At 59.2% G+C, this 21,104-nt stretch carries 16 protein-coding genes; 2 read left to right on the forward strand and 14 right to left on the reverse strand.

Going from position 1 to position 21,104, the window contains the following annotated elements; all coding sequences use genetic code 11:
* Nucleotides 1–83: 83 nt before the first annotated feature.
* Nucleotides 84–1,394: a polysaccharide biosynthesis/export family protein gene (locus LOC68_RS05990; protein ID WP_230216759.1), complete on the reverse strand. Its 1,311-nt coding sequence runs from the start codon at nt 1,392–1,394 to the stop codon at nt 84–86.
* Nucleotides 1,395–1,402: 8 nt separating this feature from the next.
* Nucleotides 1,403–3,148 carry a tetratricopeptide repeat protein gene (locus LOC68_RS05995; protein WP_230216761.1) on the reverse strand — a complete coding sequence of 582 codons (1,746 nt, stop codon included), beginning with the start codon at nt 3,146–3,148 and terminating at the stop codon, nt 1,403–1,405.
* 424 nt (nt 3,149–3,572) lie between these two features.
* On the opposite strand from LOC68_RS05995, the gene LOC68_RS06000 reads away from it, so the two are divergent.
* Nucleotides 3,573–4,034 carry a response regulator gene (locus LOC68_RS06000; protein WP_230216763.1) on the forward strand — a complete coding sequence of 154 codons (462 nt, stop codon included), beginning with the start codon at nt 3,573–3,575 and terminating at the stop codon, nt 4,032–4,034.
* On the opposite strand, the gene LOC68_RS06005 is transcribed toward LOC68_RS06000, so the two are convergent.
* The 3 genes from LOC68_RS06005 to LOC68_RS06015 form a co-directional block, all read right to left on the reverse strand.
* Complete coding sequence (locus tag LOC68_RS06005) at nt 4,022–4,606, reverse strand: hypothetical protein (protein WP_230216765.1); 585 nt, start codon at nt 4,604–4,606, stop codon at nt 4,022–4,024. The two genes, LOC68_RS06000 and LOC68_RS06005, sit on opposite strands and share 13 nt — an antisense overlap.
* Nucleotides 4,607–4,614: 8 nt before the next feature.
* A protein-coding gene (prfB, locus tag LOC68_RS06010) for a peptide chain release factor 2 (protein ID WP_390623351.1) occupies nt 4,615–5,728 on the reverse strand; the annotation gives its coding sequence in 2 pieces (ribosomal slippage) (nt 4,615–5,658 and nt 5,660–5,728; 1,113 coding nt in all).
* 97 nt (nt 5,729–5,825) lie between these two features.
* The gene (locus tag LOC68_RS06015) at nt 5,826–6,743 is read right to left on the reverse strand and encodes an aminotransferase class IV (protein ID WP_230216767.1); all 918 of its coding nucleotides are present in this window, start codon (nt 6,741–6,743) and stop codon (nt 5,826–5,828) included.
* Nucleotides 6,744–7,290: 547 nt separating this feature from the next.
* On the opposite strand from LOC68_RS06015, the gene LOC68_RS06020 reads away from it, so the two are divergent.
* Nucleotides 7,291–7,899 carry a hypothetical protein gene (locus LOC68_RS06020; protein ID WP_230216769.1) on the forward strand — a complete coding sequence of 203 codons (609 nt, stop codon included), beginning with the start codon at nt 7,291–7,293 and terminating at the stop codon, nt 7,897–7,899.
* Between the two features lie 252 nt (nt 7,900–8,151).
* Here the strand turns inward: LOC68_RS06020 and thrS are convergent, their stop codons facing one another.
* The 9 genes from thrS to groL all read right to left on the reverse strand — a co-directional run bounded on the left by thrS (nt 8,152) and on the right by groL (nt 21,079).
* Nucleotides 8,152–10,158 carry a threonine--tRNA ligase gene (gene thrS / locus LOC68_RS06025; RefSeq protein WP_230216771.1) on the reverse strand — a complete coding sequence of 669 codons (2,007 nt, stop codon included), beginning with the start codon at nt 10,156–10,158 and terminating at the stop codon, nt 8,152–8,154.
* A gap of 209 nt (nt 10,159–10,367) precedes the next feature.
* Complete coding sequence (locus tag LOC68_RS06030) at nt 10,368–13,409, reverse strand: PAS domain S-box protein (RefSeq protein ID WP_230216773.1); 3,042 nt, start codon at nt 13,407–13,409, stop codon at nt 10,368–10,370.
* Between the two features lie 8 nt (nt 13,410–13,417).
* Complete coding sequence (locus LOC68_RS06035) at nt 13,418–14,107, reverse strand: hypothetical protein (RefSeq protein ID WP_230216775.1); 690 nt, start codon at nt 14,105–14,107, stop codon at nt 13,418–13,420.
* On the reverse strand, nt 14,104–15,372 hold the full coding sequence (locus LOC68_RS06040) for an HD-GYP domain-containing protein (RefSeq protein ID WP_230216777.1): 1,269 nt from the start codon (nt 15,370–15,372) through the stop codon (nt 14,104–14,106). Before LOC68_RS06040 ends, LOC68_RS06035 begins: the two co-directional genes overlap by 4 nt.
* A gap of 673 nt (nt 15,373–16,045) precedes the next feature.
* Complete coding sequence (locus LOC68_RS06045; RefSeq protein ID WP_230216779.1) at nt 16,046–16,462, reverse strand: carboxypeptidase-like regulatory domain-containing protein; 417 nt, start codon at nt 16,460–16,462, stop codon at nt 16,046–16,048.
* A gap of 49 nt (nt 16,463–16,511) precedes the next feature.
* On the reverse strand, nt 16,512–17,441 hold the full coding sequence (locus tag LOC68_RS06050) for a DUF1559 domain-containing protein (protein ID WP_230216781.1): 930 nt from the start codon (nt 17,439–17,441) through the stop codon (nt 16,512–16,514).
* Nucleotides 17,442–17,791: 350 nt separating this feature from the next.
* Nucleotides 17,792–18,196 carry a hypothetical protein gene (locus LOC68_RS06055; protein ID WP_230216783.1) on the reverse strand — a complete coding sequence of 135 codons (405 nt, stop codon included), beginning with the start codon at nt 18,194–18,196 and terminating at the stop codon, nt 17,792–17,794.
* Nucleotides 18,197–18,267: 71 nt separating this feature from the next.
* The gene (locus LOC68_RS06060; RefSeq protein ID WP_230216785.1) at nt 18,268–19,173 is read right to left on the reverse strand and encodes a DUF1559 domain-containing protein; all 906 of its coding nucleotides are present in this window, start codon (nt 19,171–19,173) and stop codon (nt 18,268–18,270) included.
* A 289-nt stretch (nt 19,174–19,462) separates the two neighbouring features.
* A complete protein-coding gene (groL, locus tag LOC68_RS06065) occupies nt 19,463–21,079 on the reverse strand; it encodes a chaperonin GroEL (RefSeq protein ID WP_230216787.1) in 1,617 nt (538 codons plus the stop codon).
* Between the last annotated feature and the right edge of the window lie 25 nt (nt 21,080–21,104).

The raw sequence follows: 21,104 nt of genomic DNA on the forward strand, positions 1-21,104 counted from the left end.
CGCTCGTCGTACATTAAAACCCTGCTTCGGGTCAATCGGTTTCGCCGGGGGGAGAAGTTTCTTTCCCCCGGCCAGAGGTGATCCTAGAGAGCCGTAACGTCGTTGTAGGAGATGCTAATCCCGTTGAACGGGACGACGCCGTAAATGCCGCGGGTGAAGACGAGCTCGATAAACTCATCCGCCCACAGGATCGGCTGTTTGGGAACTACAACGATGTCCGAGTCGCGGAGCCAAAGTTCGTCCGACGGAATCGGGCGTTTGCCGTATAAGGCGCCTTGGATATCAACTTTGGTGGCGACCAGACGCCAATCTTCGGCACGACGGAAAATCACCACTTCCCGCAGATTACCGCCGACGTTCCAACCGCCGGCCAGGGCGATTGACTGCATTACCGTGGTGGGGCCGACCAACTCGAAGCGTCCTGGGGTGCGGACTTCGCCGAGCACATAGAGGTAGCGAGGCGCCCGTTCGGTCAGAATCGGCGTGACGCCGATCCCGTCGACCACTTGGGCGTAGCGTTCGTCGACTTCCCGTTTCAGTTCGTCCAGCGTCAGCCCTTGGGCGGGAACTGATTCGATCGCCGGCAGTTGAATCGTCCCTTCCGGGGTGACGCGAACTTGTTGGGACTGACCGCCGCGACCGGCTCGGCTGTCGACGGTAGCTCGCAAGTCTTCCAGCTTGGTATTCACTTGCAGCGGCGTGACGGTGATCGCCGGAACTTTGTAGTACCGCTTGTATTCTTTGTCGAGCAGATCGGTCAATTCGGTAACGGTCTTCCGAGCGGCGTGGACCTGGCCGAGGAGCAGCACGGTGATCGAACCGTCCGGCTGAATGACCAGATCGCGGTTCAAGTTGGGGTCGGTGAGCGACTCCAGTCGAACTTCGTCGCCGACGTTCAAGCGATAAGGAGTCGTCATCTCGTTGCGGGTCAAGCGATAGACGAATTCAAGCTGGTCGTCGACGCGGATGCGATATTCGGGCACGTGCTGCAAACGAGCGGGACCAACGTATTCCCCTTGGGCGAAAATCTGCCAAGGAATCGGACGACGCGCGTTCCAGTGCAACTCGCCGTTGCAGGTCGGATCGGCCGAATCGACGCCGACCATCACCGGGCTCGTGACCATTTCGGCCGGAGAAGGGCAGGGGACGCATGGCGCGGGACCGGCGCACAACATCACGTGCGACGGTTCGGCGGGCGTCTCGAACGCGACCGGCGAGGCCTGCGGAACTTCGGCGGTCGCAACAGCGGCGGTCGTTTTCGCGGCAGGAGCGGATTCGTCGGTAGCGGGGGTCAGCGCCAGACCGAGCCCGCCGGTAGCGAGCAGCAAGCCGGCGACGGCGACAAGCGAGCGGCTAGCTCGGAGCGAGTGTTGCACGAAAATGCGGTTCATCATCTTGCGACTCAACGTTGCTGATAAGTTTGCGGTTGACGGCTGACGTCGGGACGTTGCGGACCGAGCATCGTCTCATCACGTCGCTGCTGGTTAGCGAACGCTTCGGGAGAAACCCAGCGGACGAAATTCCCTTTCGGCGCGACGCCCCCTTGGGCGGCGGCGTACTTCGCTTCCTCACGAGCGAGGTTCGCCATCTCTTGTTCGCCGAGCAGTTCGTGGACCTTCGCCAGGTTGTTCCAAGTATCGGCCAGCGAGTGGGCGCGGAGACCTTTGACGAAGACCGCCTTGGCGTCGTTCAGCTGACCGTAGCGAGCCAAGAATACGCCTAGCTCATTGGCGGCCAGGATGTTTTGCGGATCGGCCAGGAAGGCCGATTGGTGCAGCGCGATCGAACGAGGACCGATGAGCGCCTTGTCGCCGCCGCTGCCTGACTTCAGGTATGGCTGCAATTTGGCCAAGCCATATAACGCGGCCGACGCTTCCGGCACTCCGCCGCACGCCGTCGCCAGGCGATCTTGAGCATGCGAGAAGTATTGTTGAGCGGCGACCAGCGGCGTCAGCTGCGAAGCGTCGACGTTCTTCAAGATCGGCGTACGATGCGACTGAATCAAACGCTCCAGGTTGACGTTCGCTTCCAGCCGCGACCCTTCCGGCACAAAGTCGCTCGCTTCTTCGAGCGCGAGCAAACCTTCAGCGAGCGCTTCGCTGTACTCGTGCGTCTGGCGTTCGGTATCCAGCGTTTGCGTCAGCAGGCGGAGGGCCTGGATCAACTCGGCGCGAGCCGAGAAGAACGCTCCCCGCTGCGCCAGCGAAAAGCTGTGCTCAATCAGCGACTGGGCGCGACCCCGGACGGCGGTCATCGCATGCAGGTCAAGCCGCTTGTCGGTCGGGCTTTGCGGCGGCGCGTTGAACGCTTGCGGAGGAATCGTGAGCGGCGCCAACTGGGCCGGCGGTCCTTGAACCAGCGGCGCGGCCACCGCGGCCGGCGGAAGTTGTCGGACCGGTTGCGGCGCTGGCTCGGCTTCGATACGCGGCATGAAGGCGGGGGGCTGGGCCGACAGTTCCGGGGCCGGCGGCATTGCCGGCAGCGAACGCATCTCGTGACGATGTTCCGGCTCGTTCGGCGTTCCCGGCTCAAGCGGGAAGAGTTCCATTTGGTCGAGCGAGTATTCCGGCGTCTGCGGAGCGGGAATCGCCTCAGGGGTCGGTTCCGGTTTGGCGATCGGCGCGGCCGGGGGCAACGGACTGTTGCTCCAACGCGAGCCTTCCAGCTTCGACGGTCCCATATTTGGCGTGGCGGCGCTCGGGGCCGAGATCTGCGGGCCTTCCAGCGAGAACGAGGCGTCCGGCTCATCCAGTCGGGGCGCCGGCACCGCAACCGGCGCTTCGGATTGCGGTTGCGCTTCGATCAGCGGCATATACCGCGGCGCTTCGGGAGTGGGTGCGGGAGCCGCCGGTTCGGGGGAAGCTTCCGGGAGCGGCGGCAGACCGATCACCGACGAAGCGAACGGCGTCGGTAACTTCGATTGGAGGAAGGGATTTTCGATCGTTTGTTCCGTATCGCCTTCGGTGATCTCCAGCGCTACGGGGCGAACGTCAGCCGGCAAATGAAATCGGCCGGGCGCTTTAATCGAGTTCGCCTGCGAAATGCGAGCGGACGGAGAGGTCGGCGCATCAGAACAGCCAGTCAGCGCCGCGAGCGTCGCGGCGGCTAGCGCCGTCGGCCCCATCCAAATTGGGTGTTTGCGATCCATCGTGATTCCGTTTGAGGAATGCCGGTGTCGCGTCGTACTCCGCCGACGCATTGTCCCTGCGGTCGTATGGATCGTCTCGTTTTGGGACGTGCATTCACTGAAACCGGCTGGATCGGAACGTCCGGATCGGCCGCCGCTTGCACAGGCCGAATACTCGTTACAACGCGTTCGCGGCCTCCGATGTTGAAGTCGCGTCAGCCAAATTTCCGGGCGAGTTCGCCCCTTCGGCGCGACCGCTACAAGCGGATGTGCGATACTGCTATTGTGCGCAAAAGACCTTGCCTTCCCCCCAAGCGTTGAAGGGGATTTATCTGACACGGGCTATAAAAACTAAAGTCAGACGCGGTTGGGCAGTACCGTGAAAGACGAATCAGCGAAATTGTGGGCGGAATAGATACCTATCGCGGGAAAGCTAGAAGTGGATATGACAAAGCTGCCGATTCGGACGATGGTAGTTGATGACGATCACTTGATGCGTTGTCTGCTGGCCGATCTGCTCGTAAGTGCGGGATTTGAGGTACGTACCGCCGAAAGCTGCAAACAAGCGCTAACGCTGTTTGATGAGTTCACGCCGGATCTGATCGTATGCGACTGGGAATTGCCCGATGCGGCTGGAATCGAACTAGTTCGTCATATTCGTTACGTCCAGAAAGATCGGAACCCGTTCATCTTGATGCTAACGGGCCATGACAGCAGCGTCGCTCAGGAGCAAGCGCTTGGCGCAGGGGCGAACGACTATCTTACGAAGCCGATCAAAAAAGAAGAGTTGCTGGCCCGCGCGGGGAAAGCGCCCTGCGTCCAATACTTAGCGCAGCAACTGCAGATTCTCGACCAGCAGGGGCATCTCACCGTGTCGCTCGGTTACTATTCGCTCTACGCGAGCTGAAACGAGTAACGCCACTCGATCGTCTTGGGAAACGGCATCTGATCGACCGCTGCGTTGATCTCAAAACCAGCGTCGCCAGCTGGGAATTCTGGCGCTGGATAGTGATCAAACACGAACTCGCGGACGAGCATCGTCTTATCGCCGGCGGTCCAACTCCACGTGTAGGGATCGACCGATTTCGGCGAGACCCCTTCCCCCAGCAGACTCGCGTAACGGCTGCTGATTTGCGCCGGATGCATCTTCAAGCGGCACGCGACGTGAAACTCGACGCGCCGCTCTGCGGCGAACGTTTCGACCGTCACTGACCAGTGACTTTTGCCCGCTTGTCCAACGCCCAGAGCGACGGCGCCGTTTTCGCGTTCTTCAATGCTCAATTGCTGAATCGGCGGACTGTCTGGCCATTCTTCTTCGTCGTCCCCTTCGAGCGAGACCATGCACGGGACGATTTCATCGCCGGAAACGATCGAGACGACGTGCCCGAACCGATCGCCGCGGCGCGGAAAGCTGACGAAGAGCCCGCGGCCGTCGGCGTCGATCGCGTCGACGAATTGAATGTCGCTGTCGCTGGACATAATCGAACTTAGTTCCCTTCTTTCTCACCCTGCCCGACGCGCCATCGCAGGAAGGCGTCGAGAAAGCCTTGAATGTCTCCATCCATCACGGCATGGAAGCTGCCGACATAATGGCCAGTTCGCGCGTCTTTCACGCGTTGGTCCGGATGGAGGAAGTAGTTGCGAATCTGCGAGCCGAAGCCGACCTTCGCCTGCGTTTTGTAACGGGCCGCATCTTCCGCTTCCCGCTTTTCTTCTTCAAGTCGCGCTAAACGCGAACGAAGCAACTTCCAGGCCTGCGCCCGGTTCTTATGCTGACTCCGTTCGTTCTGGCATTGCACGACGACTCCGGTCGGCATGTGGGTCAAGCGAATGGCGCTGTCAGTCTTGTTGACGTGTTGCCCGCCGGCGCCGCTGGCGCGGAAGGTGTCGACGCGGACGTCTTCCTCGTCGATCTCCACTTCTTCGCTGTCCGGAATTTCAGGCGAAACGTCGACGGCGGCGAAGCTGGTCTGGCGTTTTCCTTCCGAGTTGAACGGGCTGATCCGCACCAGGCGGTGCATCCCGGTTTCTCCCTTGAGGTAGCCGTAAGCCATGCTGCCGCGAACGGCGAAGGTGGCGCTGTTGATCCCCGCTTCTTCGTTGTCGGAGCGGTCGATCAACTCGACGGTGTAGTCGTTTTGCGCAGCCCAGTGCGAATACATTCGGAGGAGCATTTCGGCCCAGTCGTTCGCGTCGGTCCCGCCGTCGCGAGCGTGGATCGAAACGAGAGCGCCGCAGTTGTCATGCGGGCCATTGAGCAGCGCCTTCAGCTCGAGCTGATCGAGTTCGTGCTCGAGTCGCGCGACTTCCGCTTTCGCTTCGGCGGCGAACGAGTCGTCTTCTTCCGCCATCTCGAGCATCGCGTCGAGATCGCCGACGGCGCTGACGCATTCGTCGAGCGGTTCCAGGATCGACTTCAGCGACTTAAGCTGACCGACGACGGTCTGCGCCTTTTCTTGATTGTCCCAAAAGCCAGGGGCGGCCATCTTTTCTTCGGCCGCTACTAGCTCCGCTTTCTTAGCGGCGTAGTCAAAGACTGTCCTGAAGTTGCGTCAAACGCTGACGTATCGTTTCGGCACGGTCGATCGTATCGCGGTCCATCGTTTCAGTTCGCCCTAAGGGACAACAGCGGGATTTAACAAGCACCGCATTGTACCCGGCGATCGGGAAGAGGACGAGGACCGTTTTCCCGGCGGAATCAGGCCGCAGGAACGTCGCGAACCGCAAACTTGGCCGCCTGACCGCGGATATCGAGCCCGACCGAATCGCTCCAGGCGGTGATCAGATGCTCGAAAACAGGGCCTGGAACGCCGCCGCCGACCGGCCTACCGTTCCAGCGATGACACGGAAGAACGCAAGGAGAAGTGCTGGTCAGCAGGATCTCGTCCGCCTTGGCGACGTCGTCCGGGGTCATCAGACGATGGCTGAACGGAATCCCTTGGCTCTTCGCGAGTTCTTCCAGGGCGGCGATGCTGATTCCGGGAAGGACCAATTCGCGCGGCGGCGCGACCAGGCCCTCGCCGGCAAAATAGACGACCATGTTAGCGGTGGTCGCTTCCATGACGTACCCGTCCATGTCGAGCAGGACGGCGCGGGCTTTCGGCTCGATCTTGCGAGCTTCCAGATCGGCCAGGTAATAGTGAACGCGCGAGCGGACTTTTAGTTGCCGTGGCCAGCACTCGACTGGCGTTTGCCGCGTCGCCGGCACGACGAGCGCTTGCCCCGAAACGAACTTGCCGGCGAAAGTTCCAAACGCAATCGGTCGCGTATGAATGCAGACCATCGGCTGTTGGCCTGGATGTTCCATATTGCCGGGCGTGATGAACATCCCGACTCCCAGGTCATCGCCAGGCGTCAGCAGCGGATGATTGTGGGCGATGATCTCTTGTACCGCTTGCGAGAGATCGGCGTCGGAGAAAGGGATCTCCAGTCCGACAATCGTCAGGCTATCGCGCAGCCGCGCCAAATGCTGTTCGAGGCGAAAGACTTTGCCGCCGAAGGTGCGCAGTTGCTCGACGACCGTCGTCCCCATGACGAAGCCGATGTCGTCGATTGGAACGGTAAGCTCTGACTGGGGGATCCAGCGGCCGGTATGAAATGCGATGGGGCTGGTCATGCCAAATTCTGGGGTTGCGGACTCATGATCTCTACCGCAACTCTAACGATTCCACCAGAAAAGTGGAGTGCCCGTCAGGCAAGATTTTCATCGCACGTAGCCTGACGATAGAACCAGCTACGTCTGCGACGCATGTGGAGGCTGGGACCAAGCCCAGCCTTCCAGCGGCGAAAGCGTTACCAGCCGCCGCCGACAACCTTCCAGGCGACCGCCATCATCATGCCGGCCATCGCCAGCAAGAAGGCCCATTTCACCGCTTCCCGCGTTCGTTGAATTCGCGTTCTGGCATACATGGCTCTGGCTCCCAAATCGAAGACTCGTTGAGACCCCCTCTACAGTTAAGTATAGGAAATCGTAGGCGGTTTGGGAGAGGAAATTCGGCCGTAAATTGCTGGTGGGAAAATCGGCATAACCAGCAAAAACTCGGGGTGAAATCGACGCTTACGGAAGCGAGTTCGCCTCCGCCGCGACGATTGGGGGAGGAGAAATGCTACGTTTGTAAGTAGGCTTTTCACGCGGCAATTCTCGTCGACCCAGGGGACGACCAATGTGGATCTTCGATACCATCTCGACCTGCACCTCGTCCTATTATCGGACGGGCGACTACGGCAGTATTGAAGTGAACACGACCTACGTGCCGCAGCGCAACATCGCCGTCGTCATGTTCAAGTCGATCGTTTCCCTGGCGATGTTGGGGGGCGTCGGCTATTGGATGTTCACCTGGCGGATCTTGCCGCAAGATATCCCTTCCAAGCTGGCGATCATCGTCGGGGTCGAACTGATGTATGTGGCGCTCGCTTTCTTCATCGTTCCTCGCCCCAACTACGACAACATGGGTTACCTCGGCGGATGGATCAACAATCCGTGGAAGTACTCGGACGACTACAATCGCGGCCTCCGAGACTGGAACGTCATTCTGGGGCCAGGACGCTTTATCAGCACGACGCTGCTCGACTGCGCGGCGATGCTCGGCTGGATGACGGCGGATCCGACCGAAGAGGAACGCTTCGCGAAAGAGATGGGAATGGATCTGACCGAAGATTTTCCGGCCACCAGTCTGAGCAGTGCGACGCGGATTGATCTCGATCTGATGGCGCAAGAACCGCCGGCCGCGTCGATGACGAAATGCAAAGTGAATCGCGGCGACTTTGATTAGGCGACCGCGACAATAGTAGCCCGAAGCGCAAGCGAGGGAAATGCGGTCGGGAACAATGTCTAAGGCCTATTGCCTAATGAAAGAGGAAGTCCGCCGAGTACGTATTTGTTGTCGCTGGTTCCTTAATAGACATTAGTGATTTCTTTGCGACCGCATTTCCCTCGCTTGCGCTTCGGGCTACTAAAGAACAGAAAAAACGCCGGCTTTGCGGCCGGCGTTTTCGTCTTTCAAACTTGTCGCGCTAGGAAGCGATTAGTACTCGTCGGTCGCGCCGGTTGCGGCGGTTCCTAGTCCGGACGAACCGGAATAGACTTGGCGAACCTTGCGTTCCACGACTTCCTGCTTCAGCTTGTCGATCGCTTCGGCGACTTTCATCGATCCCAGATCGCCGTCGATACGATCGCGCACGGCGACCGATTCGGTCTCCATTTCGCGTCCGCCGATGATGAACATGTAGGGGATCAAGCCGAGTTGCGCGTCGCGGATCTTGGCGCCAATCTTTTCCGGGCGATAGTCGCCGGTGACGCGGAAGCCGGCCTGTTTCAGTTCGGCTTCGACCTTGCGAGCGTACTCTTCAAACTTCTGGCTGACGACCAGCACGCGGATTTGTTCCGGAGCGAGCCAGAGCGGGAAGGCGCCGGCGAAGTGCTCGATCAACACGCCCATGAACCGTTCGAGCGAGCCGAACGGAGCGCGGTGAATCATCACCGGGCGATGCGGCTGGTTGTCGGCGCCGATGTACTCGAGCGCAAAGCGTTCGGTGCTCGGCAGGTTGTAGTCGAGCTGCACGGTACCAAGCTGCCATTCGCGGCCGAGACAGTCGTTGACGACGAAGTCCGCCTTCGGACCGTAGAAGGCCGCTTCGCCCGCTTCGGCGACGGCGTCGATTCCCATGTTCTTGCAAACCGAGACGAGCGATTGCTCAGCCCGATCCCAGACTTTGGAATCGCCGACGTACTTGCCGCTGTCGGGATCACGGAAACCGAGACGGACGCGGTAGTCGGTCAGGCCGAGACTGTTCAGCACGTACTGAGTCATCTCAATGCACTTGCGGAATTCTTCTTCGACCTGCTCTTCCATGCAGAAGATGTGGGCGTCGTCCTGGCAGAAGCCGCGGACGCGGGTCATGCCGTTCAGTTCGCCCGATTGCTCGTAGCGATAGACGGTGCCGAATTCCGACAAGCGAATCGGCAGCTCGCGATAACTGCGGGGCCGATTCTTGTAGATCATGATGTGATGCGGGCAGTTCATCGGCTTCAGCAGATACTCTTCATCATCAGAGAGATGAATCGGCGGGAACTGGCTATCCTTGTAGTAAGGATAGTGCCCCGAGGTCTTGTAGAGGTCGACCTTGCCGATGTTGGGAGTGAAGACCGATTCGTATTCGTGCTTCTTCAGCTGTTCCGAAACGAAGTCGGTCAGCTGCTGACGAATAATGGCGCCTTTCGGCAGCCACAGGATCAAACCCTGACCGACCATCGGATTGATCGAGAAGAGCTCGAGCTGTTTGCCCAGCACGCGATGATCACGGCGTTTCGCTTCTTCCAACTTCTCCAGGTGAGCCGCGAGGTCTTCCTTGTTGAAGAAGGCGGTCGCATAGACGCGCTGGAGCTGCTTGTTATCGGAACTTCCCTTCCAATAGGCGCCGGCGACCGACAAGAGCTTGAAGGCGCCGATCGACTTCGGATTGGGAACGTGCGGGCCGCGACAAAGGTCAATGAATTCGCCCTGACGGTAGAACGACAAGGTATCGTGCTCGGCCAGGCCGGTTTCGATATGCTCGATCTTGTACTTCTGATCGATATCCTTGACGACGGCGAGCGCCCCTTCGCGCGACTCTTCGATCCGCTCGAACGGCTCGTTCTCTTTGATGATCTTTTTCATCTCGGCTTCGATCGCCGGGAAATCTTCGGCGGTCAGCTTGTGCTCGAGATCAAAGTCGTAGTAGAAGCCCCCCTCGATGGTCGGGCCGAAGGCGAGCTGGACGCCGTCAAACAGACGCATGATGGCGCGGGCCATGATGTGAGCGCAACTATGCCGCATCACGCCCAGCGCTTCTTCATTCTTGTTGGTGAGCAGCCGCAGATTGACCGAGCCTTCGGTCGGCAGCTTGGTATCGAAACCGACGGTTTGCCCGTCGACTTGGGCCGCCAGAGTGGCCTTCGCAAGGCCTGCGCCGATATCGGCGGCGACGTCCATTGGGGTGACTTCGATGTCGTAAGTTTTTACGTTGCCGTCAGGGAGATGAACCTCGAGCATGGACCTGTCATTCTTGAATAACGCGCGTCAGGCGTCGTCGGCCGGCGTCGAAACAAAGGACGTCTGAAAGCCGATGGCGCCGCAGTGCAGCAGTATAGAGATCTGAGGCGACCCCTCCTAGAGCGAGTAGATCGCGCAAGCCCCTAGAAGCGACCGTTTTACGCCGCTAGCAGGTGAAGAAATTCCGCCGCAATTCGAGGGACCCGGCGTTAGAGGCCGGGGTTCGCGGCATAAGGACGGCGGCCGGTCGAATCTTCAATTCGGGGCAACATTTTCATCAAGCGTTCATGATCCGACAAAATCGCTTGATTTGCGGCCGGGTTGGGCGCCTCTTTTTGGCAACGCGCCGACTCTTCAAGCGTGGTCGCAATCTTGTACATCGTTGGGAACCCACACCCGCCGCTGGAGCCACGGAGACGATGCGCCAACAATTCGACCTTTTCCCAATCGGCGTCTTCGGCAGCCGCCAAGATGTCGGCCAGCGTCTCAGGCAGTCCATGGACGAAGAGATCAACCACCGGAGCGAGCATCTCGAGATCTGGGAGAACTTCGCTCGCCAGCGGAGAATCATTTTCCGTCGTCGCTTGATCGTTCTCCTTGGTGGCGGTCGAAGGGGAGGCGGCGTTCGAAGGCTCGATCGACGCTTCGCACGGATTCAAGTTGCGATGGATTGTCGCAAGCAATTGTTCCAACTCCACCGGTTTGCTGATGTAGTCGCTGCACCCGGCCGCCAGGCAATCTTGGCGATCGGACGCCATCGCGTGGGCGGTCATGGCGATGATCGGAACATCGCAACCGGTCGCACGGAGACGTTCGCTTGCCGCGTAACCGTCGAGCACCGGCATTTGCATGTCCATCAAGATCAAATCGAACAGTTGCGGATCGAAGGTTTCCAGCGCCAGCTGACCGTTCTCGACGAACGTCAGCTTGAAGTCGAACGGCTTCAGCATCTTTTCGACCAGCAAGCGGTTGACCGGTCCGTCTTCGGCCACCAGAACCCGCACGTCGCGGAAAGTCTCCGGCGAGTAAGACGAATCGGCGCTGCCGGCGTCGTTGCGAAACCGATCTCGTGCGGAGACCAGATCTTCGGTCGGCGCAGGGGCGGCGATATTCACGGCGAACGTCGTACCGACGCCGACCTGGCTTTGCACCGCGACGTCCCCTCCCAACAGTCGGGCGATTCGCCGGCAAATCGCCAGGCCGAGACCGGTTCCGCCGAAGCGGCGCGTGGTGGTGGTGTCGGCCTGGGTGAACGGGTCGAAAATGACGTCGAGTTTATCCTCCGGAATCCCGATACCCGTGTCGCTGATCTCGAATTTCAGCTCCTGACGCTTGGAGTTCCAACTAGCCTTAATCGACACGCGACCGAATTCGGTGAACTTGATCGCGTTGCCAATCAGGTTCGTCAGCAGTTGCCGCAGGCGAACCGAGTCGGTGACGATCTGATCCGGCACGTCGGTGCGCCAGGCATGTTCCAGCTGCAGACCTTTTTCGTCCGCTTTGACCTTCAAGATCGACACGACTTCGGCGACCACGCTGCGCGGATCGCACGGCAGCGATTCGGTCTCGAGTTTGCCGGCTTCGATCTTCGAAAGATCGAGCAGATCGTTGATCACGTCCAACAAGCTGCGGCCGCTGGTGCGGATGATGTTCAGGTATTCGTCTCGTTTCACAGGATCTTTCGCCGCTCCGCGGATGAGCAAATCGGTAAAGCCAAGCAAGCCGTTGAGCGGGGTCCGAATCTCATGACTCATGTTCGCCAGAAATTCGCTTTTCGCCGCACTGGCGGCTTCGGCGGCGTCTTTGGCGCTGCGAAGATCTTCTTCGTACCGCTTCCGTTCGGTCACGTTGGTTTGCGTGGCGATAAACTGCGTCAGTTGCTGCTGTTCGTCAAATACTGGCTCAATTTCGAGCGCAATCCAGTACTTCTCACCCGATTTCGAATAGTTGACGATCTCGACGCTCACGCTCTCCTGCGCACGTAGTTTCTCGCCGACCAGCGCAATCATTTGCGGATCGGTTTCGGGGCCTTGGAGAATGGCGCCGGGCTTTCGGCCGACTACATCCGCCAACGTGTGCCCGGTCAATTGGGTAAACGCGTCGTTGACCCATTCGATTCGACCGAAGGGGTCAGCGATGATGACCGACTGCCGGGCCTTGGCGGCGACGAGCGAGAGCTTAGAAATCTCGCGATGCGATTTCTCGAGCGCCTCGCGGGCTCGACGTTCTTCGCGAATGTCCTCAATCACGCAAATAAAGTATTCCTCGTCACGCACGACCGAGATGGTCAGGCGAACCCAGATCGGCTCGCCATGTCGGCCGACGTACCGTTTTTCGAAGCACGTCTCTTCAAAGTCGCCCTTGAGGAAGCCTTGCAGTTTCGCGTCGTCCAGATCCTTGTCGTCAGGATGAGAGACGTCGGCGAAAGTCATCCGCTGCAATTCCTGCTCGGTGTAGTCGAGCATGTCGCAGATGCGTTTGTTGGCTCGCAACCAATAGCCGTCAAAGCCGATGTGCGAGACGCCGACCGCCGCGTATTCAAACGTCGCGCGGAAGCGAGCTTCGTTATGTTCGGCGAACCGTTTGGCGATCGCTAAACGCTCCATCGCTAGTTCCGTCTCGGTCGTTTGAACGGCGAGCGCACGAACTTCGGCCAGCCCCTGACGAATGGTGATAATGAGGAAGAGGTCTTCAAACAACACCCAGCCGCTATGTTCGAGCCAACGCCAGGGACCGGCGGTAGCGATGCCGAAGATGCTCTCCGGCCAGAAGAGTCCTCGTATTAGGTGGTCCAGCGCCACGATCAAGGTCGCGGGAATCAAGATGCGAATGTCGCGATAGGCGGCGAGAAACGCAAGCGAACCGAAAACGTAAAAGTGAGTTTCGATTCGGCCGCCGGTTAAATGAATCAGGATCGACACGAAGAACATTTGGCTGCACGCGACGACCATCCGCGTGCTGAATTTGCCAGGTCGATAAATCGCCAAAGCGCAGGGGAAAAGGCAGCATACGCCGCCACCCAGGATCGCCAACCAGACGTGCGGATGAATGTAGCTCGACTGTCCTGCCCACGCAGTTGGAGAAATGAAGATCGTCGCCAGGATCCCGCAGATCCATTGAAACGGCATCAAGACGGCGAACAGGCGATCGGTATTGCGATGATTCGTCGACGTCAGCACTTCGAAGCGACGCCGCACCGCCGCTTCAAACGCCGATGCGTTTACCGAGTTGCGAAGTTCTGCGGTAGACATCCTGGCCCCTATCGTGGCGACATGTGTAGTACGGAGGAAGAAACGGAATTGCCAGACCCTTCGATTGGGCAAGTTTCATCAGGCAGGCAAAGGCGGCAGCCGAAAACCGGAAGCGTCGCGGCCTCTTCAGGCTCCGCGTGATTTCCGGCCAAAGCTTCGGTCAGCGAGACGCGACCCAAGTTGATTCCTTCGTGACCTCGCGACTGGGTAACGCCTCCGGAGTAAAGCAAGTCGCCGGACGGCGCGAACGCCATCACGTGTCCGCTGGAAGCGGCGCCGAACTTCTGCGACTCGCGTCCGCCGACGTCGAACAGGACGCTCGCGCCGGGGAGGCTTTCGCTTTGAGCGATCGTTTTGGTATCCGTCCACTTGGCGTCGTATTGCTCCGGCACGGTCGCGATCACCAGCACGCTGGGGCGAAGCTCGGCCGGCGTCGCCGCAATCGCTTGTTCCAATTCAGTGAGCGAGGCGACGGAACAGGGGCACCGAGGGTGCAAGAATAGCAGGACCGTGGGGCGGTCAGGGGCCAAAGTGAGGTCGGCCTCCTGCGGCCAGGCGTCGATCGGCCGATGCTCGGCGTCGATCTGAAACGAATAGGCGGTCATGCTCCACCAGACCATGCAGATCGCAACGGCCCAGCCAAGGACAAACGTGGATACTGGCCATTTCCAACGTGGCGAATTGGATTTCACGCTCATCGCAAATCATCTCGCAGTAATTCGGCGATCCACAATACTTCCGGCATCGCTTCGTCGAAGGCGTCGACCATATCGGGATCGAAATGTTTCCCCCGCTGCTCACGAATCATCTCGAAGCACTTCAGCGGGGGAATCGGCTCTTTGTAGGGGCGTTTGCTCGTCAACGCATCGAAGACGTCGGCGACGGCGACGACGCGCGCTTCGACCGGGATGTCGGTACCGGCCAGGCCATGCGGATAGCCGGCGCCGTCCCACCGTTCGTGATGGCTCATCGCAATCCGCGAAGCGACGCGGAGCAGATCGGCGTTGGCCTGACCGGTCGTTCCGGTCGTGAGATCCGCAATCACGAAGCCCCACTTCTTTTCGGGTTCGACGATCGACTGGCCCCATTCTGTGTGACGCTGCATCAGGTCTCGTTCGTCTTGCGTCAGGCTTCCCGGCTTGTGCAGAATCGAGTCAGGAACCGCCACCTTGCCGATGTCATGCAATGGCGCCGCGGTCTGAATGATGCGAACGAGTTCCGCCGGCAGTCCGGCGTTGCGTGCGATCAAGCCGGCGTAACGCGCCACGCGCAGGTTATGGTTGCCGGTCAGCTCGTCGCGAAACTCCGCCGCCCGCGCGAGACAGGCGATGATCAACCCTTGCGTCCGTTCCAACTCTTGCGTCCGCTGTTGGACGAGAAGTTCCAGGTGTTGGTTTTGATCGCGGAGCCAGCCTTTGAAATGTTCGGCGCTGAGGACGTTGCGGATACGGGGAATCAGTTCTTCGGCCAGGATCGGCTTTTGCAGAAAATCGGCGGCGCCCAGTTCCAACGCTTCGCGGCGATGGCAAACGTCGGACGAAGCGGTCAGCAAAATCACCGGCGCGAGGAGTTGGTTGTGCGACGAAGCTAGTTGTTTCAAGAAGCCCAAGCCGTCCAAGTGGGGCATCATGAGATCAAGCAGGATGAGATCCGGCGGATCTTTGCGCACTACTTCTAGCGCCAGTCGCGGGTCGGAATAAAACTCGAGCCGCTCGAATCCTTCGTTGCGCAGATAGGCCTCGGCGAGCGCAAGGTTAATCGGCTCGTCATCAATGGCGATGATTCGTTTCTGTCGCAACTCGCGGTCGCTGAACTGCAGATTGCTCGGCACGCTTTGGGATTCCGGCGCTTCCCCTTGTCGTTGCATCGACGGAGGCAAGCCTACCGAAGCGTTCTCAAGTCCAGATAGTATCGATTCCATATTCCAATCAACTTGATCGAGAGTCGAAAACGCGTCTCGCATGGGCGCACGCTCCTCAAGGGAGACCGGCACGATTTGCCAGTTTGGCGCATTTCTATCCTGTCGAAGCGTAGCTCACCCCTTACGAGAGGCCGTTATCCAGAGAGTAGGACGTAAGTTAGGTGACGCTTCCTGTCCCGCGGACAAGCGCACGGGGGATGTGGAAACGCGAAACCGCTTGATGCGGTCGTAGCGAGTATTCCGGCGAGAGCGGGGGGGAGGGGACAAGAAAAAACGCGGCCGTCGCAGGTAGGCTACGACGGCCGCGCGTTTAGATAAGTTGTCTCTAGGTGTGCGGTGGGGGAAGGGAAGGAGTCGCGAAGAGCCGTTGAATCGAGTGGGTTAACCCCTGGGATGTTCTCCGCTTGGCGGCAGCGTCAGAACGAGTGGAGTTGGCATGTGCTAAGTGCAAGCATCGCGCCGAAATGGCCGCGCGCGACGAAAAGCCCATTTCGAGTTGGATAAGTACAAATTGACCCATTCTGGGCCCGTTTCGGGAGGCGACTTGCCTATTCGTCAGGCAGGGCGCGTTGGCTTTGCGCGCGGCGTCGCTAGTCAAGCGAGAGAAGCGATAATTCTCGGCTTCTTTGTCTCTCCTCCGGATGGGAGCCGCATGGCGCCCGCGCATAAAAAAACGCCGCCCAATTGGACGGCGTTTTCAAGTTGGCAATTTCGGCTACTTCCGCTTTTTCTCATCGACCAGGTCGAAGTCAAACCGGTTTGCGCCGGGCTGAACTTGCGCGGTCAGCGTCGTTTCGGCGTGATACTTCTTCGGAAGGAACTCGCGAATGAATTTCGTTTCGCCAGTGTTCTGATCCTCGATCATGTTTTCGGTCGTGATCGCCACGCTGTTGGCGCCGACCAGCGCGCCCCAGGGCTCGCCCATGAAATACAAGGTGTATTCCCCATCGGCGTCCGTCGCGCCGTAGGAGGGACGTCCGACTTCCGGCTGAAAGCGAACTTTGGCGTTCTGTAGCGGTTTCCCGTTCAGCGTCACTTTGCCTTGCACCTCGCCGAAGTCAAGATCAGGCTTGTTGCTATAGCAACCGACGACTGCGACGATGGCCAGCAAGGCCGCATATCTAATCGCCATCAGACCATTCTCCTTGATGAACGTTTCGTGGTTCGGTTCGGTGTGACGATTAGTACTGGCCCAGAACGGCGCCATCGTGGCGATTCGACAAATTGCGGTAGGTCGTCATGTCGATCGTCTGGCTGAGGAAATGAACGCTGCCGTCGACGAAGGCGAACTGCGCTCCGCCGGGATGATTGCTGCGGAACCAGTGCTGGTACTGCCAGTCGGTGATGCCGGCGATATACGGTTCATTCATCGGGAAACCGGTGCAACCGGCGATTTCGAGCGAGCCGCGATAGCCGCTGTCATCTTCTTCGCCGTGCGTGGTCCCGGCCCATTGCGTGCTGTTTTCCTGGGTTGTGCGCGGCATGCTCTGGGTTCGTTCGCCCACGGCCATCGTGTTCGAAGTTCCGTCGACGACGTCGCGGAAGAGGAAGCCCTTTACACGGTCCGAGAAAATGCCGGAAGCGCTGGCCGTGGGGCCTTGGTCGTAGTAGTAGACGCGGGGGCCGTGGCCGTTGACGCCGGGATAGCTCGAACGACCAAGGCGAACGCCGGCGACTGAACGGGCGGTGACGTCCGCCGAGGCAGTATCCGAAGGACAGAGAAAGGCCGGCAAAGCGCGACCTAGCACGGCGGCGCCAGCGGTGGTTTGAGCCGACTGCGTCAGCGACAATTTGCCAACTTGCAGCGTGTCATGTTCGTTACCGAGTTCGAGCATCGGGAGCAGCAACGCGCTCCAAGCCCAAGCCGGATTGACGTCGTTGGGCGAGTCGCCCGATTTGACGATCATCGGCGGCAACGAACCGAACGTGTCGTGATAGTTGTGAAGTCCGAGCCCGATCTGTTTCAGATTGTTCGAGCACGACATGCGGCGAGCCGCTTCGCGGGCTTGTTGCACCGCCGGAAGCAACAGGGCGATCAACACCCCGATGATGGCGATCACCACCAACAGCTCCACCAGCGTAAACGCCGTTCTGCGAGAAACGTTCGTCATCGCGAAAACCTTTGCAAAGTAGAAAACGAAAGAGAATGAAAGATTACTGAATAATAGCAATGCGCGTGCCTTCTTGTGCCTGCGGTATGTTGCGCATTGAAGGCGGTTTTGTGCGCCGCAAATCCCTTTGCGGCAATTTGTTGTGCAAGTCGAAGTTCGCTTGCCGCTTCATTAAGCAAGTAACCATTCTGAAGCCGAATGGTTTCCGCTGCTTTTGAGGGTATTGAGTAAGAAACCGTGAGGCATCGCGGCGGATCGATCGCCCAGCATTTTGGGGACGCGCATGAAAAAGTCGTCACCCGAAGTGGGGGACGACTTGAGCGTGTCGGCGGAAATGCGAGTCGACGAGCTTACGACTTCGTCTTGAGCGAAAAGTCTTGTTGGTTAAGGTTGGAGTCGACCTTCAACTGCAGCGTCGATTTTGTGTTGTAACGCGCTGGGATCGATTCGACGAAGGTCGTTGAGTCTCCCTCGATATTCGTCTTTCCGCCGGGGAGCGGAACTTCTTTGCGAGCCGAGATCTCAACCGACTTGTCGCCGGGGAGCGTCTCTAGTTCGTAGACGCCGTTAACGATTTGCGCTTCGGCGCTGCCGACTTGGCGTGAGGGATCACGCAGCAAGATCGAGCCGGAGGAAATCGGTTGGCCGTCCAGGGTAACGTTCCCCTTTACCGTATAAGTAGCAGGTCCGCCGTCGCCGCACCCGAGGAAGAAGGGGAGCGTCAACAGAACCATGGTCAGCGAAATTCGTAACATGAACGCTTGTTGTCCTTTGATGAACGTTGGATTCCTGTTCGGAAACGTGAATGGAGTCGCTTGGCCTGCGACTAGAATTCGCCCAAGACTTCGCCGCCGGCGCGCGTGCTCAACGATTGCCAGGTGGTCAGGTTGATGGTGTCGGCGATGAAACGGGTCGAACCGTCGCCCAGGCCAACCATTACGCCGCCGGGATGATAGCTGCGAGAGAAGTTTTGCAGTTCGTCCGAAGTGCCGGTCGCCGTGCACGGCGCCTTCTTGAAGGTCGTCGTTTTGCACGAATAGTTGCGGTCAGCGACCGTCGTGTTCGGAGATTCGAGCGTCGTAAAGCCGTAAGCGCCCCAAGCGCCGCCCCCCCAGTAGCCGCCGCTTTCGCCCCATGCGCCGCTGCCGGGACGTTTGATCGTCTCGCCGTACATCAACGTGTTCGACGTTCCGTCGACGATGTCGCGGAATGAAGAAGCGGAGTTGCGATAGAAGAGACCATTCAGCTTGTTGGAGCGATGCATCAGCGCGTTGCCGGTGCAGACGACGTAGTTTCCTTGGAAACCGGTTCCCGAGTTGCCGCCGGTGGCCGTGGCGTTCGCTTCGGACGGGCAGAGCATTTCGTCAATCACAACGCCCTGAATCGTGGCCGGGACGTGCATGATGTACGGCTGCGTATCGGCCTTCAGCAAGTCGGCCAGGTTGTTTTGTTCAATGAACGGCAGGATCGACTGCATCCAGCAAATTCGGCGATGAACGCCCATGTCGACGTCGTCGCCGATGTAGCCGAACGGAAACGAACCATGCGTATCATGGTAGTTGTGCATCGCCAGGCCGAGCTGCTTCACGTTGTTCGAGCATGACATGCGGCGAGCCGCTTCCCGCGCTTGTTGCACAGCCGGCAAAAGCAAGGCGATCAACACGCCGATGATCGCGATAACCACCAAAAGCTCGACCAGCGTGAACGCTTGTCGGCGAATCGAAAGATTCATCAAGAGAGACTCCAGCACCAAAAAAAGAGGAATGAGGAAACCAATTTCGTTTGGTACCTAGTCGCAATCGATGTGCCGGAAGAAGGCGCCCACTTCGTTGCATTGGACGGACCCGAGTGCGCACCATTCCCCGCCAGTCGCGGTACGTTTTGCAACACTAGTGAGAATTGTTGCTGATCTTCTAGGCACGTTGCCGTTGGTGCTAGCGCAAGAAAAAAAGGGCCGCACTTGCATGCGGCCCTTCTTCGTATCGTTACCGGCGGCGACGCTGGTCGCGTCGCCGTGGCGATTAATACATATCGTGATCGCCGCCGTGTCCGCCCTTGGCGTCCTTCTTCGGCTTTTCGGCGATCAGCGCGTCGCTGGTCAGCAGCAAGGTCGCGACGCTGGCCGAGTTGGCCAGGGCGGTCTTGGTGACGCGAGCCGGGTCGATAACGCCGGCCTTGACCAGGTCTTCGTAGGTGTCGGTCAACGCGTTGTAACCGAAGTTGCCTTTCCCTTCGAGAACCTTTTCGCAGACGATGCTGCCGTCTTTACCGGCGTTGTTCGAGATCGTCGTGATCGGAGCGCGGCAAGCGCGGATCACGATGTTGTAGCCGATCTCTTCGTCGTGGGTCAGGTCCTTGGCTTTCACTTCCGAGGAAGCGCGAAGCAGGGCGACGCCGCCGCCCGGCAAGATCCCTTCGGCCGCCGCAGCGCGAGTCGCGTGCAGGGCGTCTTCGACGCGAGCCTTCTTTTCCTTCATTTCGCTTTCGGTCGCGGCGCCAACGTTAACCTTGGCGACGCCGCCGGCCAGCTTGGCCAGACGTTCTTCCAGCTTTTCCTTGTCGTAGTCGCTGGTCGACTTTTCGATTTCGCGACGGATCTGCGTGATGCGATCCTTGATGTTCTGCGTCGAACCGGCGCCTTCGATGATCGTCGTGTTGTCTTTGTCGACGATGACCTTCTTGGCGCGACCCAGTTCGGCCAGGCCCAAGCTTTCCAGCTTAATGCCGAGGCTTTCGAAGATCGCGGTGCCGCCGGTCAGGATGGCGATATCTTCCATCATCGCCTTGCGACGATCGCCGTAGCCCGGCGCCTTGACGGCACAGCACTTGAAGGTGCCGCGGATGCGGTTGATGACCAGGGTCGCCAACGCTTCGCCTTCGATGTCTTCGGCGATGATCAACAGCGGCTTGCTCTGCTGCACGACCGCTTCCAACACCGGAACCAGGTCCTTGATGTTGGTGATCTTCTTTTCGAAGACCAGGACGTAGCAGTCGTCGAGCACGCACTGCATCGTGGTGGTGTCGCTGACGAAGTACGGCGACAGGTAACCGCGATCGAACTGCATACCTTCGACCCATTCGACTTCGGTCGCCAGGCTCTTGCCTTCGTCGACGGTGATGACGCCGTCCTTGCCGACCTTTTCCATCGCGTCGGCCAACAGTTGACCGATTTCACGATCGTTGTTGGCGGCGATGCAGCCGACGTTGGCCATTTCTTCTTTCTTCTTGATCGGAATCGACATGCCGTTCAGCTTGGCGGTGATGTCGGCGACCGCCTTTTCGATCCCGGCCTTCATGTGAATCGGGTTGACGCCCGAGACGACCGCACGCAGACCTTCGTTGAAGATCGCTTCGGCCATCAGCGTGGCGGTGGTGGTGCCGTCGCCGGCGACGTCGCTGGTCTTGCTGGCGACTTCGCGAACCATCTGGGCGCCCATGTTTTCATAGACGTCTTCCAGATCGATTTCTTTGGCGACGGTGACGCCGTCCTTGGTGACGGTCGGGCTGCCGAAGCTCTTCTGCAGAATGACGTTGCGGCCCTTCGGACCCAAGGTCGTCTTTACCGCTTTGGCCAGTTTCGAGACGCCGCGGCGAATCGCTTCGCGGGCTTCCTGGTCAAACGCAATCATTTTCGCCATGGAAAGTTAACTCCTGTGAGGATTT

Origin of the sequence: Blastopirellula sediminis (assembly GCF_020966755.1) — a bacterium.
Taxonomy (GTDB): Bacteria; Planctomycetota; Planctomycetia; order Pirellulales; family Pirellulaceae; genus Blastopirellula; species Blastopirellula sediminis.